The following is a 16,437-nucleotide window of genomic DNA, read 5'->3' on the forward strand; positions in this document are numbered from 1 at the left end:
GCCCCGCCCACGCGCCCCCGCCTCATATCCGCCCGCGGGCCTCCTCGACCTGGCGTGCGATGTTGCGGGCGCCGTGGGCCTCGGCGAGTACGTGGGCCTCCGCCAGGACCGCCATGGCCTCGGCCCGGCGGCCCTCGGCGGAGGTGATGTAGGCCAGTCCGATCATGTTCGAGGCGACCCCGGGCAGGTGACCGATCTCCCGGCGGAGCCGCGACGACTCCGTCAGGTGTTCGCGCGCCTCCCGCAGCCGGCCGGCGGCATGGGCCGCGATGCCCAGGTGGCGAAGCACCTCGGACAGGGTCCACTTGTCGCCGGCCTTCGTCGCCAGGTCGCGGGACTGCTCGTAGATCGGCACGGCCAGGTCGTGATCGCCTCGCACGACCTGATGGACGATGCCCACCCAGAACAGCGACTCGCCCTCCCCGCGACGGTCGCCGAGTGTCCGGTACAGCTCCAACGCACGTTGGAACAAGGGAAGTTCACGCGGATCCTCGGTCGCGTCCCGGTCGCGTCGGGCCAGGAATCGCGCGTGCAGGAGTCGGCCGCGCGCCAACGCCGAGTCCGCGTCGACCCCGTCCAACCCGCGCTCCGCGGCCTCCAGTTCGTCGACGTCTCCGGTGAACACACTGCGCTGGTAGGTCAGATCGGCTCGCTCGATGCGGTCGTCCGAACTCATCGCTCGCCCCCTCGGCCACTCACACTCGTGAACCCGAGAGCCTAACGCCCCGCCTCGGGTCTTCGTCAGGCATCGATCGGGCCTCGGGCCGGGCCGATGACGGCGCGGAGTCCCGCGGCCGTGGCGCGAGCAGGCGTGGCGGCGGTGACGGTTCGGACGACGGGCCGGGGGCGGAGGTGGGGTCCGATGCCGAACGGTCCGCCCGTGACCACATGCCTTTCACCGGGTCCGAGTCGAGGACGAGCACGGCCACGACGATCTGCGCGGCGGTCCATAAGGCGATGTTCACGGGGGTCGTCCTGTTCCGGTGCGGAAGCGCTGTCGGGCATGGGACAAGTGGGCAACGCCGAACGTGACACTTTCCGCCTCGCGACCTCGCGACCTCGCGGCCCGATCGCCGGCCGCCCGTCGCCGCTCAGCCCAGCCCGTGCCCCGTGGTGGCGTCCACGTGGGCCGGGATCGGGTCGTGGCGGTCGCCCACGGTCAGGGTGCCTGCGGGTTCGAACATCAGGATCGAGGCGCCCGCCGACGACGACGGCTTGTGCTCGACGCCGCGCGGCACGACGAACACGGAGCCCTTGGGCAGCGTCACGACCCGCTCGGCGCCGGGGCCACCGGCCGCAGCCGGCTCGCCGTCGCGCAGGGCGATCGCCAACTCCCCGTCCAGGACCAGGAAGAACTCGTCCGTGTCGTCGTGCGCGTGCCAGATGTGCTCGCCGGCGACCTTGGCCACCCGTACGTCGTAGTCGTTCACGCGCGCCGCGATCCGCGGACTCCACAGCGCGTCGAAGCTGTCCAGGGCCGCCCGCAGGTCGATCGGCTCGTGGCCGTTGTTGATCATGAGAGCAGCCTGCCGCGCCGCGCACCCGCCGGCGAGTGCCGGGAATCGCACATTCCGCGCGGATCCTCGCAGTGGATCCACACCACCGCCGCCCGCCACCCCCGGTCGCCACCCGTGGCGCCGCGCCAGGCACGCTTTCCGGACATCGAATACACCAGGTAATGACTCCGCTACATTGAGCGATCATCGACAAGGATTCCCTGGTCGGGGGCCCAGTGCAACCCACACGTATGCCCGTTTCACGCAATTCTGCCCGGATCCCCCGCTTTGGCTTGATCAACCCCTACTGAATCGAGAATTCCGGCCCTACGGTCGAGCTACGCAACGTGATCTTCCGGTCACAGCACTTTTCCGGTGTGCCGCATCCGAACGCACTCTCGGCCGGGGCGAGTCCGACCCGTCCCGGTGTCTCCGCACGTCCCGAGGACGAGCGAACACACCGCCCGACGCACGCAGAATCCCGACGCACACAGAAGGGGCCCCACGTGGCGATTCAGGTGGAAGAGTTGCGGGCGTTGCTCACCGGAGACGGTGACAGCGCCCGGCGCATCGAGGTGGCGGGGAAGACGCTGGGGTTGTCCCCCGACCCGTTCGGGGTCTGGTTCCCCGACGGGGTGCTCCGCCTCGATCGCACGGACGGCAGCGACGACGGCGCCGCCGAGCTGTGGTGTACCGGCCGGGCGGCAACCGTCCTGGGCGAGGAACCGGTCTCCGTGCGCGTGGACTTCACGCTCGACGCCGACCTGCTGACCGGTGTCGCCATCACCGCCGAGTACCCCGCGCCCGGCGTCCCCGCGCACGTCCTCGCCGAGCGCCTTGGCGGCACCTGCCCCACGCTGCCCGACGCCGCCGCCGCGACCTCCGTGACCACGATCCACAACGGGGCCGGCCCGATCCTGTCCGCGCACGGCCCCGGCAACCGGCTCGCCGTCCTCGGCGGCGCTCTGCCGCTCCTGATCGTCGAGGCCCAGGGCTGGCAAGTGCTGAGCACCGCACGGGACCTGACGGCCGATCAACTCGCCCAGGCGGCCGGCCTGCTGACTGCCGCCGCGCACTCCCCCACCCCCGCCGTCGCCACCGACCTGCCCGCCGGCGCCTGGCTCGTTCTCCCCGGCCCGCGCCTGGTCCCGATCCGCCCGGACCGGGCATCGGCCCCGCGCGACCCGGACCGCCGCGACGGCCTCGGCCGCGCCCTGCCGGTGCGTACCGCCAAATCCGGCACCACGCGAGCCCGTTCGAGCTTGCGCCCGCCGCCGAAGGCGATCGCCGGCCCCGACGGCTTCACCGTGCTCGCGCCCGGCGCAACTCGCAACACGCGCGGCTGGTCGGACATCGGCATGCCGACCGGCGATCAGGCGGTCTCGATCGATTACGAGAACTCACCGCTGCGTATCGCCGGCGCGCTGACCGCGATCAAGGCGGTGGACCCGTACAAGGCCATCCTCGGCGGAGTCCTGCTCGTCGACACCGGCGGCCTGTACGGCACCGCGATGGGCGCCTACGTCTTCCCCGCGAACTCCTCCGTGGACCCGTCATTCTTCGGGTTCGGCTCGCTCGGCAGCGAGAAGGGCATCGGCCCGCCGCCGTTCCAGATCCGCGGGATCGCGCTCGGCATCGGTTGGAACAGTCGGATCCGGATCCCGCGCGTGGAGGACGTCGACTCGTTCCCGTTCGTGCTGGCGCTGAGCAACCCGGGCGCGATCGGCGCCGAGAGCGAGGACCCGGTAGCGATCCTCGGCAACCTCGTCGGTGGCGGCAATCCGTGGGTACGCCCGGCCCAGGGCGAGGTCTGGGTCGCCGCCGGCCTCGCGTTCAGCGCGTTCGAGCTGATCCAGGGCAACGCGATGGTGATCGTGCAGACCGGCGCCGACTTCACGGTCGCGCTCCTGGGGATCGGCGGGACCTCCTTCCCCCGGGACGCCGACTTCAAGTACGCCAAGGCCGAGCTCGCGATCCAGGCCGTGATCAAGCCGAACAAGGGCGAACTGAGCCTGGGCGCCGCGATCGCCCCGAGCTCGTACGTCCTGGACCCGAACTGCCGGCTGCGCGGCGCGGTCTCGCTCACCATCTGGTACGGCAACAGCCCCAATGCCGGCGACTTCGTGTTCTCGATGGGCGGCTACCACCCGAGCTACCAGCGGCCCACGCACTACAACGCGCCCGCACGGCTCGGCTTCGACTGGGACCTGTCCGGCAACGTCACGATCTCCGGCAGCGCCTACTTCGCGATCACCCCGGCCGCCGTGATGGCCGGCGGCGGCCTGGACGTGCGCTTCCAGTCCGGCGCGCTACGCGCGTGGCTGACCGCCAAGGTCGACGCGCTCGTGCAGTGGAAGCCGTTCTACTTCGACATCGGGATCAGCGTCCGGGTCGGGGTGCAGGCCCGGATCAAGATCTGGTTCATCAAGATCACCATCACCATCGAGGTCGGGGTGAGCCTGCGTGTCTGGGGCCCGCCGACCGGCGGCGAGGCGACCATCCACCTGTGGTTCATCTCGTTCACGATCGGCTTCGGCGCCGACCGCCAGGGCACCGGCAACGAGTTGGACTGGGACCGTTTCAAGGACATGCTGCCGCCGGCGGACAACACGGTCCGCGCGATTCCCGGCGCCGGGCTGATCAGCGACCGCGTGGTCGCGACCCGCGGCGCGCGCCGCGTGGACGCGTGGCAGACCTCGACGGCCGGGTTCGAGTTCTCGACGGACTCGGCGGTCCCGGTCACCGCGCTGTACCTGGGCACCGGCACCACCGCGGTCGAGACCGGCAGCCCGCTGAACATCCGCCCGATGGGCCAGAGCGGGCGCACGAGCGTCCAGCGGGTCTCGCTCGCCTACGACACCAGGCCCGCAGACCTGCACGCGTGGGGACGGACCCGGATCACCACCGCCGTGCCGCAGGCGCTGTGGGGCGCGGGCAAGCCCAACCATCTCCCGCTGCCCGGCCAGCAGTTGATCGGCAATCAGCTCATCGGCGCCAAGTTCGGGTCGCCGCCCGCCGAGTACGGCGTCTCCACCGGCTACATCTCCGAAAAGGCCATCGCGTTCGACCCCGTCAACCCCGACGGGCCGGTCCCGCTGGACCCGGCCACCGGACCGACCGGCCCGATCCCGACCCGGCCGACGACGAGCGTGATCGGCCGCATCCGCGACACCGTCGACGCGTCCGCGCAGCGCACCGCCCGGACCGCACTCGCCGCCGCGCTGACCGGGATCGGCCACGACCTCGGCGCGCTCGACACCAACCTGCCCGCGTTCGCCGCCGCCGCCGCGACCGCCTTCACCGCCGAGCCCATGCTCGTGCCGGTCGGCTGAGAGGAATCCCCGTGACCGCGCCGAACGCGCAACACCGCATGCGGCTGTTCGACCACCGCATCCCGTCCCTGTACGCGGGCAAGTACGACCTCACCATCGACCAGACGATCACCGGCATCAACACCGCCGACCGCCTGCCCAAACGGCAACAGCCCTTCGACGTCAGGGAGTTGCGCTTCTCGATCGCGCCAACCGACGTGCTCGCCTGTTACCCCGCACCCGGATCGATCGGCCTCTACAGCCAGATCCTGCCGCACATCACGATGGACACCCCGGCCGTGCCGTGGTTCCGGCCGCTGCACGGACACGACAAGAGCGTGCCGTGGATGGCGGTGATGGTCTTCCGCGAGAACGAACTGCCCGAGGACCCACAGGCGTTGGGCAAGGTCAAGGTGGCGACCGTGCGCGACCTCCTGGACGACAAACTCGGCGGGCGGGCACCCGAGATCCCGGCCGGCGCGATCTTCGACGACGAGTGGGACCTGTCCTGCAACACGATCCTGGTGCCGGGCGCGCTGTTCACCGCGCTCGTCCCACGCCCCGACGAACTGGGCCTGTTGGCGCACGTCCGCGAGGGCGGCCCTCCCGACGCGACCCGGGCCGCGGGCAGTGACCCGGAGCCGGTCGAGGGAGAACTGAACGCGGTCGTGGTCGGCAACCGCTTCCCGGACGTGGACGGCGGCCTGCACGTCGCGCATGTGGTCTCGCTGGACGGGTTCGAGGCCTACCTCGGCGGCAACCGCAGCTTCCCCGGTGACGCGCGCATGGTGTCGCTGTGGTCCTGGACCTTCGAGACCGAGCCCGACTCGGGCGTCGGCTTCGGCGACCTGGTCCAGCACCTGGCGACCGAGGGCCGAACGCCCGCACAGGGCCCGCCCGACCTGCTGTTGCGACTGCCCACGGGCACCCCGCCGGGCTCGCCCACGCCGGCGCAGCGCGAGGTGATCGACCGGTTCGCGACCGGCTCGACCGCGCTGCCACAGCGCCTGGAGACCGGCGAGCGCACGGTTGCCTTCCATCGCGGGCCGTTCATCGCCGCCCCGGCGCAGCGGCTGCCGGCCGTGCCCGCGCCCAGGACCCGGCTGGAGTCCGCCGGCGAGGCGCTGATCTACCTGGAGCGGCACGGGGTCTTCGACGCCGGCTACGCCGCGGCCTTCACCCTGGGCCGCTCGCTCGCGCTGGCCGACGCCGACTTCCGCACCTCGCTGCTCGCGTTCCGCAAGGCCGCCCGGTCCGCCGCGCGGCGCATGCTCAGCCATCCGCGACTGGTCGGCCGCGCCGTCACCGCGGCCGAACTGACCGGCAATCCCACCCGCGACGCGTTCGACCGGTTGCTGCTCGACGAGGGCGGCGCGCGATTCGCCCGCGCGCTGGGGCGGGCCGGCGGCGAGGTCGCCGCCGGCCGGCGGCGGGCGGCGCCCCGCACCGCCCGGCAGCCGGCCCCACGCGCGGCCGACATCCGCGCCACGCTCGCGAGCGAATCGGTGCGCGGCCTGCTGCGCACCGCCACCGCGACCGAACTCCAGCCGGTCGCGGCGTGGTTGGAACGGCTGCGGGTGCTGGACATGATTCCCATGGAGCACCTGGTGCCGCACGCGGGGATGTTGCCGGTCGAGAGCATCCGGTTCTTCCACATCGACGCGGGGTGGGTGCGCGCGGCCGTCGACGGCGCGTTGAGCGTCGGCGTCGGACACACGCTCGACGCGGACCTCAACGCGCTGGCGGCCGAGGTCGCGGCGCCGCCGACGGCGGGCGTACTGATCCACTCGGCGCTGATCCCCAACTGGCCCAAGACGATCATCACCGCCTACAACGCCGCGGGCGCGGTGCTCACGCCGGTACGCGAGGCGGTGTACGGGACCGAGGTCAAGCTGTTCCTGTACCCAAGCCTGGTGGCCGCGTTCACGCTCGCCGAGCCGCCGCAGGGCCTGCACTTCGGGTTCGGCGACAACGGCACGATCGAGCGGCGCAAGATCAGCGGGACACAGATCGGCTACCCCGACGGCGAGTTCCCGAGCAACCCCGGCGACGACCGGTTCGGGCGGTTCCTGCGGCCCGGCGGTCACGACGTCATCAACCTCACCGGTCCCGGCGACCCACTGCTGCCCGCGCTCTCCGCCACCTTCGGCGGCGCGACGCTCTCGTCCGCGCAGTTCGCGCTCCAGATGATCAAAGCGCCCCAGTTGCAGACCTTCGACCGGTCCTGACCTCACCCGGGAGCCCATCACATGTCCACGATCACCACGCTCGTGGTGCCCGTCGAAGTCTCCGCGCTGGCCGTGAACACCCAGACGCGCGACACCGACGGCACCTACGTCTTCCAGCGCTGGCAGACCAACTTCCGGATGCTGGAAGAGGAGAACCTGGCGCCCGAACCCGCCCCCTTCGACACCGAACTGTGGCCCAACCCCGAGGTGGAGCAGCGCGGGGTCTATCTGCAATGGCAACTCCCCGAGGCGCTCGCCCGGGGCGCGCACGACGAGACCGACGGCGTCGGCGGGTTCCCGTTCGTGCCCAACCGATGGCTGGTGATCCGCTATCGGCCGACCGGGCGACAGGTGCGCGCGTGGGTGGTCCAGAGCGACCACCTGGGCACGGCGGAGGACGGCGAGGGCACCGTGGAGGGGACGGTGTCCTTCGCCGACCCGCACGCCGGCCGGCTGCGGGCCACCCTGATCGGGCTGCGACACGACCTCACGGCGGCGCAACCATGGCGCGAACCGAGCAACCCCGGCGACCCGTTCCTGACCGCGGTCGGCCCCGGCATCCCCACGTTCTCGGCATTCCAGCCGTACAACGAGAACGTGTTCTCGATCCATGACACGCTCGACGACGTCGAGGGCGCCGACCGGCTGAGCTACCACGTCATCGGCTGGTATTCCGACCCCACTGCCGACATCCTCGCCCCCGGCGGCGAAACGCTCACCGATCTGCTCGATCGGCTGGAATGGTCGGCACCCACCGCGACCGGCACCATCGACCGGTCGATCTACACCGGCAGCGCGCTGCACATCGACTGGGTGCCGGACGGCGGCGTACCGCCCTCCAAGTGCCCCGGCCCCGACGACGTCGCGGTCTCGATCGGCAACAGCGCAAGCGAGGCGATGTCCGGGTTCCAGGAGCAGAACGCGGGGGCGAGCGCGCTCGACGCCGACGAGGCCCTGATGTTCCGGGCGTTCGCGCTCGGCACACTCGACGCGCTGGATCGCTCGGACGGGCTCGGCGAGGAGCTGACCGACCAGGCGGCCCACCAAGGCGGATTCGGCCCGGCCGGCGGTGGGTTCACCTGGCGCGTGGTCGAGCACGGCGAGCCCGCGAGCCGGGTGGCGTTGACGGCCGACCAGCGGGCCGCCGAACAGGCCGTGGTGGCCGACCTCAACAAGGCCCAGGCCGAACACGACGCGGCGGAGCGCGAGTTGGCCGCCGCGCAGGAGCGGCTGTACGCCCTGTGGGCGTTGTCGCTCGAACCCAAGCAGCCGGCGGCGTTCGCGGCGGCGATCGAGGCGGAGCTGGACCCGGCGAACAGCGCCGGCGCGGCCGGCAAGGTGCGCGAACTGAGTGACCAGCTCCGGGATTTGCGGGCCGACATTCCCTGGGGAACGACGCCCGAGGAGCTGGCCCGCAGGGCCGCCGAGCACGCGGCCGAGAATGGGATGGCCCGCTCCCGCACGCTGTCGCGGGTCCCGGTCGACCCGTACCAGCAGAGCGCCGACCCGGTGGTCCTGCTCCAGGGGGCCAACCTCAACGCGCCCCTCACGCGCGGTACGCGGCTGCCGTGCCGCACCCCGGACCGGCTGGTCAGCGCGATCGGGTCGAGCAACTCGGCGTCGGTGACCACCGACGTGGCGCAGGTGAACACGGCCGGGCTGCCGGCCGGGCTCCCGTTCCCGGCGCTGCTGACCGAGTTCTTCCTGCTCGCGCGGGCTCGGGCGGCGGCCGGTGCCGGCCCGATCGGCACCGTGACCGGTGCGCTGCCGGAGTACGGGACGGGACTGTGGGAGCAGCCGTGGCTGCCGCTGTTCCTGCTGTGGGAGGCCGAGTTCACGCCGCTGGCGTATCGGCAGGGCGACACCGAGCGATGGCACTTCGACGGCACGCGCTACCGCTGGAAGCGCGAAGAGGACGCCGAGATCCCCGAGGCGATCACCGTCCAGGGCCGGCAGATGCTCGCGCCGACGGCGGGCCACGAGGCCGAGGGCCGGCTCGCGTCGTACGCGGCGCACCGAGGCGATCTGCCCGAGGAGATCATCCGATCCCTGCGCGAGCAGGCCCGGACGGAGGACTTCCTGTCCCAGCGGCTCGACGGCCTCGGCGCCGCGCTGAATCAGCGCGACCCGAGCGTCGCGCCGACCCCGGACGGGGTCCTCGGCGAGTTGGTCGGCGACGCCACCGGCCTGCCGCCGGTGCCGGGGAAGCCGCCGCTGTTCCCGTGGCAGGAGCCGGAGGACTCGCGGTTCCACGAACTGCGGGCCGGGCAGCTCGCGTTCACCGGCCTGTCGGTCGTCGACCGGTTCGGGCGCGCGGTGAACCTGATCTCGGATCCGCTGCACTTCGAGCCGGTGCTCCCGGTCACGATGGTCCCCGACCACCCGATCGAGGAGCTGGCCGAGGCGCGCTTCGTCGAGTTGGGCCCGCGACTGCTGCAACCGGCCCGCCTGCGCTTCGACTTCCTCGACGCCGCACGCGACGAGGAAGTCGAGGCGACGCCGGGAGCGAACCCGGTGTGCGCGTGGCTGCTGCACAACCGGCTGGACCGTTCGCTGGTGTGCTTCGACCCGGCGGGCGACGCGCTGGGCGAGCTGCGGACGGTGATGTCGCCGGAGGGGCCGATCGTGCACTGGGCCGCGCTGCCCGGGTCCACGGTCACGACGTTGGCGGAGCTGGCGGTGGTGTCCCCGCACACCGCGCGCCTGCTGACGGCGATTCGGCAGCGCGGCCCGGCCGTGCTGGACGCGGTGCGGGCGACGCTGGACGAGGCGTTGGCGGCGATCGACCCGGACGGACCGGAGGACCCGGGGCTCGGGTTCCTGCTGGGCCGGCCGCTGGCGCTCGTGCGGGCACGGCTGGACCTGGAGTTGTACGGGGCGGCGCGCACGTCGCTCGGCTGGTCGCAGGTGTTGGCCGAGGAGCCGACGCCGCCGGAACTGCCGGGATACGAGTGGACGATCCGGCTGGGCGAGGCCAAGCAAACCGACGACGGCCTGGTCGGCTATGTGCTCGACGACGACTACGACCACTTCGAGACGGTCGTCGAGCCGGAGGGCGAGTCGGATGGATATCTGCGCTGGGTCGACACCGGCGACCGGCTGAAGCTCGCGTTCGGCGGGGACAGCAGCGCGATCGCGACGCTGCTGGTGGATCCGCGGGTGGCGGTACACGCGGTCACCGACATCCTGCCGGTCGGATCGCTGTACGTACCACAGCAGTTCACGGCGCAGGCGCTGGCGCGGATGGCGGTGAGCTTCCGGGCCGGGCCGATGCTGGCATCGGTCGTCGAGGGGGCCGCGATCATGCCGCATCCGGCGACCGCCATCGGTTCTTGGTCGTGGGCGGAGTCGGCGGGCGACGAGTGGCAGTCGCTGCCGATCACGGCGCCGGACCCGACGGGGATGCCGGTGGGAAAGGCGGAACTCCGGTCGGGTTTCTGGGTGTTGGACGACGCCGTCGAGGCGACGCGAGCAAATGGGGATGGCGCATGAGCCTGATCATCCAGTCCGTGGCCGGGCCCTCGGACGACCCGGACGCGGCCGGCGTCGGGACGGTCTTGGTGTACGAGCTGAGCACCAGCCCGGATCCGGTTCGGGTGTCGCCCGCCACGGGCACCGTCGAACGCGCCGACCTGGTCATCGTGGGCAGCCGACACCTTGGGTCGGGGATCGACGCGCGCAAGCTCACCGTGTACATCCCCACGGGCAACGCATCGGCCGAACTGGCCCTGGATCTCACCGGAATCACGGCGCAGACGAGCCTTCCCGGCTGGACCCCGGCCAGTGACCCCACCAACCAGCGCATCGTGTTCGCCCCACCGTCGGGGGTGGCGACGATCGGCGCCGGACAGGGGGTCACGATCCAACTCGACGGCATCCGGATCAATCGGGTGGTGGGCAGCGCCCCCGTCGTCATCGAACTCGAATACCGGGAGGCCGGCACCTCGGCCTGGAAGACCGACAGGACCACACTCGGCGTCGGCAAGTTCCCCGCCGGCTTCTTCCTGCGCAACCTGATCGCCAAGCCGCTCGTGATCGAGAACGGCGGAACGGCCACCCTCACCTGGGAGGCGTCCACCGGCGCCACGTACAAGCTCCTGTACGACAGGGCCGAGATCGACGTCACGAACCGGCGCGAATACGACGTCACCAACGTCGCGCACACCACGGTGTTCTACCTGCGCGCCATCGCCCAATCCGGCAACGACACCGTCGAACGCACCCTCAGCACCACCGTCACGGTCAACGAACCCGACCTGGTCGTCCGCAATCTGACCGTTCAGGGCACCGCGAACCTCGCCATGAACCCGCAGACCCTGCCGACTCCACCCGAATCCATGTGGGGACGCTGGTTCATCGCCCCCACTGCGGGCTTCCTGATCGCGAACACCACCCGTTCTGACGGAAAGGAAACCAAGGCCGGTCTCCAAGTGGTAGTGGGCGACGTGAACTACCACGCGACCGCGACCAGCAACCCCGGCACGGGAATGGGCGTCATGGGCAATTCGGCGATCCTGCCGGCGCCCAAAGGGGCCAGATGCGACTACTACTACGACACCCCCGCCGGAGGCCTCGTCCCGAACTTCCAATGGGTGGCCCTGGGACCGAACACCCCGGTGAGGCCGACCGCGGCGGACGCACCAACCCCCGACGAGCCTTCTGCATCCCCCGACGCACCGTCCGAAACGCCTACGGACTGATCCCACAGGCTTCCGCACCGTCCCGGCCCTCCGCACGACCTCCGTCGGTCGTCGCGGCAGGGCCGGGCTCGGCATCCCTACGCCGCGATCGCAGAGATGGGACACCCACCATGAGCCTCGTCGCCCACACCATCGCCCCGACCTCGGACGACCCCGACGCCCTCGCCGAGGGCACGGTCCTGTCGTACGAACTCACCACCGACCCCGACCCGATCCGAGTCTCCCCCGCGACCGGCACGGTGGAACTCGCCGACCTCGTCATCGTCGGCTCCCGCCAGGCCGGCACGGCGATCGAGGCCCGCAAGCTCACCGTGTACATCCCCACCGGCACCGCGTCGGCCGAACTCGCCCTGGACCTCACCGGGATCGCCGCACAGATCAGCCTGCCCGGCTGGACCCCGACAAGCGACCCGACCAACCAGCGGATCGTGTTCGCCCCGCCATCCGACGCGACCCGGATCGAGGCGGGTGCGGGCGTCACCATCCAGCTCGGCGGCATCCGGGTCAACCGGCAGGTCGGGAGTGTGCCGATCCCGATCGAATTGGAGTACCGCGCGGTCGGCACGTCGGCGTGGCGGACGGACACGACGACGCTCGGGATCGGCAAGTTCCCGGCCGGCTTCTACCTGCGGAACCTCATCGTCCGGCCGCTGATCGTCGACAACGGCGGATCGGCGACGCTGACCTGGGAGGCGTCCGAAGGCGCCACCTACAAACTCCTCTACGACCTCGCCGAGGTCGACGTGACCAGTCGCCGCACATACCCGGTCACCAACGTCCGTCATACGACGGTGTTCTACGTCCGAGGCATCGCCCAATCCGGCAACAACACCGTCGAACGCACGATCAGCACCACGCTCGTGGTCAACGAGCCCGACCTGGTCGTCAACAACCTCACGATCAACGGCATCACCACCGCCAACGGCGAGCTCGTCGCGAACGGGCAGGTCACGGCCAAGAGGGACCTCGCTGTCACCGGAAGCGCGACCGTCGGCAGGAACACCACACTCCGTGGCACTCTCGGCGTCGACGGCGAGGTCACGACGCAAGGAATCGTCAAGGTCTCTGGTACGGGACTCCTGCTCACGAAGCGGCTCGGCCACGGCGACGGTGGCGTGATCGACGTGATCAGTTCCATCGACCAGTCGGTCTCCGGGGGCATCTCGACTCGCGGCCAGGTCACTGCGACCCGCTTCGTCACCACGTCATCCCCCGCCGACACACCCGACGCGACGAACGGCGCCGCCGAATCACCGCCGGCCGACCCCACCCCGGCCCCCTGAAAGGTCATAGCCGTAAATCTCCCGATGAACGCCGTGATCGAAGCCGGTTCGGCGACGACCACACCCGGTCGGGTGCCCCGTTGTTCCCGTCCGAACGCAAGAACGCGGACGGCTCTTCGCATCGGGTCGGCGACGGCCCTGCGAGCCGGCCTCGACTGAGCACCTCACCAGAGACTGCAGTTTGGTGTCACATGAGTTGACACGACCGGCGGTGGTACGGCTCTGGCCGATCATTGCGGCGCGCCTCAACACTGGGATGGCCGGGCCGGTGGCCTGCGCGGGCGTCGTTGAACAGGGCGTGACGATCGACAACTTCCCCCGCCGCAGCAAGCGTCAAGTCATGTGACACCAACTGCAGTCTCTGCTCCGTTCCTACTCGACCCCGTACCCCGTACCCCGGCACCCCGGGCACCGGTGCCCGCGAGGGGATTCACGGTCCCGCGCGACTCGGCTGAGGAAGAACCATGTCCGGAGGCGGTGCGTCACCAATGTCAGAGAATAATCTCCCCTGACCAGCGCCTGGAAATGGAGCGGCACCTTGAGCACGCGCGGGAGCGACACAGCCACCGAACCGCGGTTGTCGAGCAACACCCGGTTCCAACGCACCACGACATCGTGGGTGCTGGGGCGCTTCCCCCTGGAACTGGCACCCGAGAACTCGCCGGATCCACGTCTGCTGGGCGAACGGCTGGCCGTCGCCACTGTCCTCGAAGACCACCTGCGCGAGCACGGGCTGCCGGACACCTTGCGCGGCACTCTGCCTCCCGGTGCCGACGCGTCCGAACTCATGGGCGAGCACCGCGACGACCTTGCGCGGGAGTGGCACGCGGTGGGTGACGCCGCCGCGTACCGGGTCGCCGTCCACCGGTACACGGGGCGCGGATTCCGGAACCTCGCGTCGGAGGACGCGGAGGCGCTCAAGGAGTCGGTGGCGGTCGCGTCCGAGCTGCGCATGGAGTGGGTCGTCACGGCCCCGCGCGAGCCGGCGTCGCGGCCCGAGGCCGCCGCACGCCCGGGCGGGGGCTGGGCCGCGGCGCGAGTCGACGAGCTGGTGAGCCTGCCCGGCCGACCGGCCATGATGACCGACAGGCAGTGGGAGGCCGAGAATCGGGCCGTCGACCAGGACGGCAAGGCCGCCGACAAGGACGTGTGGGCCGCGCGGCAGGCCGAGGCGGCCGAGAGGACCGCCAACGCCGATGAGCGTAAGTCCTGGAGAGCGGGGTCGGGGGCCAACCAGAGGGCAAGAACAAAGATCAACGAACTGGGCGAGAAGTACCGCGACTTCGCCGAGCAGGAGGCGGAGACCAGCGCCGCCGAGCACGGCCCCTGGTACGTACGAGCCTTCTCCGGTGCCACCCCGCGCGCTCTGACCGCCTCCACTCGCGCCCCCCAACGCGGCCTCGCCACAGTCCGGCAAGGCGCGCAGGTCGCAGGGATCGGCCTGCACGCCCTGCCGGACCAGACCCAGGAGACCAGGAGCCCGGTCCCCGAAAGCGCGCGGGCGTTCCTCCGACCCGGCGAAGCAGGCAAGACGCCGGGACGGCTGCCCGCCGCCGCGCTCAACACCAGCGGACTTCCGGACGACCGGACCTACAGCAGCACCATGGCGCGGCAGTTCACGCGCGGCTACCGCCCACGAGGGGCCCAGCCGCCGCGAGCGCACGGCGCGGAGCACAGCAAGGAGCCATGAGCCGGGCCCACCGGTGTGGCACGAAGTGCTCTACCAGGCGATCAGACACACGATGGTCACGACTGTGGAGACTCGTTCGGGTGTCGATCCCGACCGCGCTTCGTTCACCGTCGCGCTCGAAGCCGCCCGGGCCACGGTCACCACCGCCACCGGCATTCTCGCACCCGACGCAGGCAGCAGAGTGGACTTGATCGGACACATCGGAACGGCCGTCCTGGCCGGGATGCTTCCGCCGCGAAGGGCACGCTTCAGCCTCGGAATCGCCAAGGCGGGCATCTCCCGCCACCACACATGGAACCGTCGTACCGACGACAAGAGGCCGCTGACCAGCACTGACATCGCTTCCGTCGAGGTGACCGTCCACCGGCCCAAGCCACCACCCGAACCGGTCACGAACCTCCGACTCACGACACCGACTGGGCGGCATGCCCCGCTCCGCTCCAGCGGCCGGGCCGGACACACCCCGTCCACGCCCGGCCCCCGGCCATCGCGTCGCCGCCACAACGGGACGCCGGCATGCTGGGCGATGTCGGCCTCATTGATCACTGGCCGGTTGCGGGGGTCACAATGGTGTTCCTTCGTGGTGGGTGTCAGTCCTGGTCCGGGTCGGGCCAGTGTTGGACGCGGAGCACCAGCAGGACCGCGAGGCGTCGGTGTTCCATGTACCAGACGATCAGGCGGCCCTCGGCGTGGTCGCGGATACCCGACACGCCGGATTCGTGGTCGGACGGTTCCCCCGAGTATCGGACGGCGGCGGCGTCGGCCAGGCGCTGTGCCAGGGCGTCGACGTCAGCGCGGATGCGCGGCGCCAAGCCGCCGACGACGTGGTCGGCGTCGGGTTCGTACTCCCAAGTCCAGTCGCTCACGCGGCGGCTTCGCGGGCGGCCTCGTCCAACATGGCGGCGATCTCGGCGGCGGCGGGCCGGGCGGCGGCGAGGGTGTCGGCGTCCGCGATGACCTGCTCGAGTTCGCGCAGCCGCCTCGCGCGGGCGGGCACACGCCGTAGCGCGACGAACACCGCCCATCGGCGCAGGAACGTGTGCATGGGCACGGTGCTGTCCGTTTGGACGGCTTCCTGCCAGGCGGCGTGGAATTCCTGTTCGAAGCGCACGGCCGCGGCCGGGTCGAGCGAGAGCACCGCCACCCGCAGCGCCTGCTCGGTCACCGGCGGCATCGGAAACAGCGGCGCGTCCCCCGACGTCTCGACGTTCGGCTCGCCCACCACGACCGCCTCCTCATCCCTCGCAGCAACCCCGCCCCACCCTACTGCGGCGCACCCTGAGGGGTCCGCCACGTCAACAACGCGCCCCCGCAACCTCCTCGACCGAGCCCACGCCATCGTGATCCCGGGCCCACAGGGCCACCGATTCGGGGCCGCAGACTCATCCGCCCGGGATATCGGGCGGTCCACGCTGATCGTGTCAATCCTCAGGTGACACACAACGTGGGAATCCACGGACGCGCTGCCACCCGAAGGCGCTCCCGGAAGGATCAGGATCATGTGCCGGCACATTCCCCAATGTCCCGCCGCTTCGGCCTCCGATCACCTGGCCGCTCACGTCGTGAACAGTCATCCCGAGCAGGGGTGGAGCCTGCTGTGCAACGGCGTCGTGGTCTTCGAGGACACCGGTGCGCTGTTGCCCGACGGCGTCGTCGAGCCACCGCATCGGCCGCCGGCGCCGCGGACTCCACAGGCGGCGGACCGCGTCTCGGCCTGAGGCCGCGACCG

The 16,437-nt window shown here is 71.1% G+C and carries 11 protein-coding genes; 7 read left to right on the forward strand and 4 right to left on the reverse strand.

The genetic code is table 11. The annotated features are described in order from the left end of the window. Positions 1 to 22 precede the first annotated feature (22 nt). Complete coding sequence (locus OG928_RS38600; RefSeq protein ID WP_331766663.1) at positions 23 to 676, reverse strand: tetratricopeptide repeat protein; 654 nt, start codon at positions 674 to 676, stop codon at positions 23 to 25. A gap of 415 nt (positions 677 to 1,091) precedes the next feature. Beyond that, complete coding sequence (locus OG928_RS38605) at positions 1,092 to 1,517, reverse strand: cupin domain-containing protein (RefSeq protein ID WP_331766664.1); 426 nt, start codon at positions 1,515 to 1,517, stop codon at positions 1,092 to 1,094. A gap of 485 nt (positions 1,518 to 2,002) precedes the next feature. On the opposite strand from OG928_RS38605, the gene OG928_RS38610 reads away from it, so the two are divergent. From OG928_RS38610 to OG928_RS38635, 6 genes are all read left to right on the forward strand, one after another. After that, positions 2,003 to 4,828 (forward strand): DUF6603 domain-containing protein, encoded by a 2,826-nt coding sequence (locus tag OG928_RS38610; RefSeq protein ID WP_331766665.1) that lies wholly within the window; start codon positions 2,003 to 2,005, stop codon positions 4,826 to 4,828. An 11-nt stretch (positions 4,829 to 4,839) separates the two neighbouring features. Next, on the forward strand, positions 4,840 to 7,035 hold the full coding sequence (locus OG928_RS38615) for a hypothetical protein (protein ID WP_331766666.1): 2,196 nt from the start codon (positions 4,840 to 4,842) through the stop codon (positions 7,033 to 7,035). A gap of 21 nt (positions 7,036 to 7,056) precedes the next feature. Continuing rightward, positions 7,057 to 10,527, forward strand: coding sequence for a hypothetical protein (locus tag OG928_RS38620; RefSeq protein ID WP_331766667.1), 3,471 nt, complete (start codon positions 7,057 to 7,059; stop codon positions 10,525 to 10,527). Beyond that, positions 10,524 to 11,735, forward strand: a complete 1,212-nt coding sequence (locus OG928_RS38625) for a hypothetical protein (protein ID WP_331766668.1) — start codon at positions 10,524 to 10,526, stop codon at positions 11,733 to 11,735. Before OG928_RS38620 ends, OG928_RS38625 begins: the two co-directional genes overlap by 4 nt. Positions 11,736 to 11,845: 110 nt before the next feature. Beyond that, positions 11,846 to 13,018 carry a hypothetical protein gene (locus OG928_RS38630; RefSeq protein ID WP_331766669.1) on the forward strand — a complete coding sequence of 391 codons (1,173 nt, stop codon included), beginning with the start codon at positions 11,846 to 11,848 and terminating at the stop codon, positions 13,016 to 13,018. 538 nt (positions 13,019 to 13,556) lie between these two features. After that, complete coding sequence (locus tag OG928_RS38635) at positions 13,557 to 14,708, forward strand: hypothetical protein (RefSeq protein WP_331766670.1); 1,152 nt, start codon at positions 13,557 to 13,559, stop codon at positions 14,706 to 14,708. 590 nt (positions 14,709 to 15,298) lie between these two features. On the opposite strand, the gene OG928_RS38640 is transcribed toward OG928_RS38635, so the two are convergent. Then, entirely contained in the window at positions 15,299 to 15,574 is a 276-nt protein-coding gene (locus OG928_RS38640; protein WP_331766671.1) for a hypothetical protein, read from the reverse strand. Further along, positions 15,571 to 15,933 (reverse strand): hypothetical protein, encoded by a 363-nt coding sequence (locus tag OG928_RS38645; RefSeq protein WP_331766672.1) that lies wholly within the window; start codon positions 15,931 to 15,933, stop codon positions 15,571 to 15,573. The genes OG928_RS38640 and OG928_RS38645 overlap by 4 nt, the downstream gene beginning before the upstream one ends. Before the next feature lie 274 nt (positions 15,934 to 16,207). Here OG928_RS38645 and OG928_RS38650 point away from each other — a divergent pair, with 274 nt between their 5' ends. Continuing rightward, positions 16,208 to 16,426 (forward strand): DUF5999 family protein, encoded by a 219-nt coding sequence (locus tag OG928_RS38650; RefSeq protein ID WP_331766673.1) that lies wholly within the window; start codon positions 16,208 to 16,210, stop codon positions 16,424 to 16,426. The last annotated feature ends 11 nt before the right edge of the window (positions 16,427 to 16,437 follow it).

The sequence above is a fragment of the Embleya sp. NBC_00896 genome (assembly GCF_045207785.1).
Lineage (GTDB): Bacteria > Actinomycetota > Actinomycetes > Streptomycetales > Streptomycetaceae > Embleya.

What these genes read in the sequence shown, in the direction of transcription:
- OG928_RS38605 (WP_331766664.1), bottom strand. Translation starts at nt 1,517, where the DNA reads ATGATCAACAACGGCCACGAGCCGATCGACCTGCGGGCGGCCCTGGAC.
- OG928_RS38625 (WP_331766668.1), top strand. Translation starts at nt 10,524, where the DNA reads ATGAGCCTGATCATCCAGTCCGTGGCCGGGCCCTCGGACGACCCGGAC.
- OG928_RS38620 (WP_331766667.1), top strand. Translation starts at nt 7,057, where the DNA reads ATGTCCACGATCACCACGCTCGTGGTGCCCGTCGAAGTCTCCGCGCTG.
- OG928_RS38630 (WP_331766669.1), top strand. Translation starts at nt 11,846, where the DNA reads ATGAGCCTCGTCGCCCACACCATCGCCCCGACCTCGGACGACCCCGAC.
- OG928_RS38650 (WP_331766673.1), top strand. Translation starts at nt 16,208, where the DNA reads ATGTGCCGGCACATTCCCCAATGTCCCGCCGCTTCGGCCTCCGATCAC.
- OG928_RS38600 (WP_331766663.1), bottom strand. Translation starts at nt 676, where the DNA reads ATGAGTTCGGACGACCGCATCGAGCGAGCCGATCTGACCTACCAGCGC.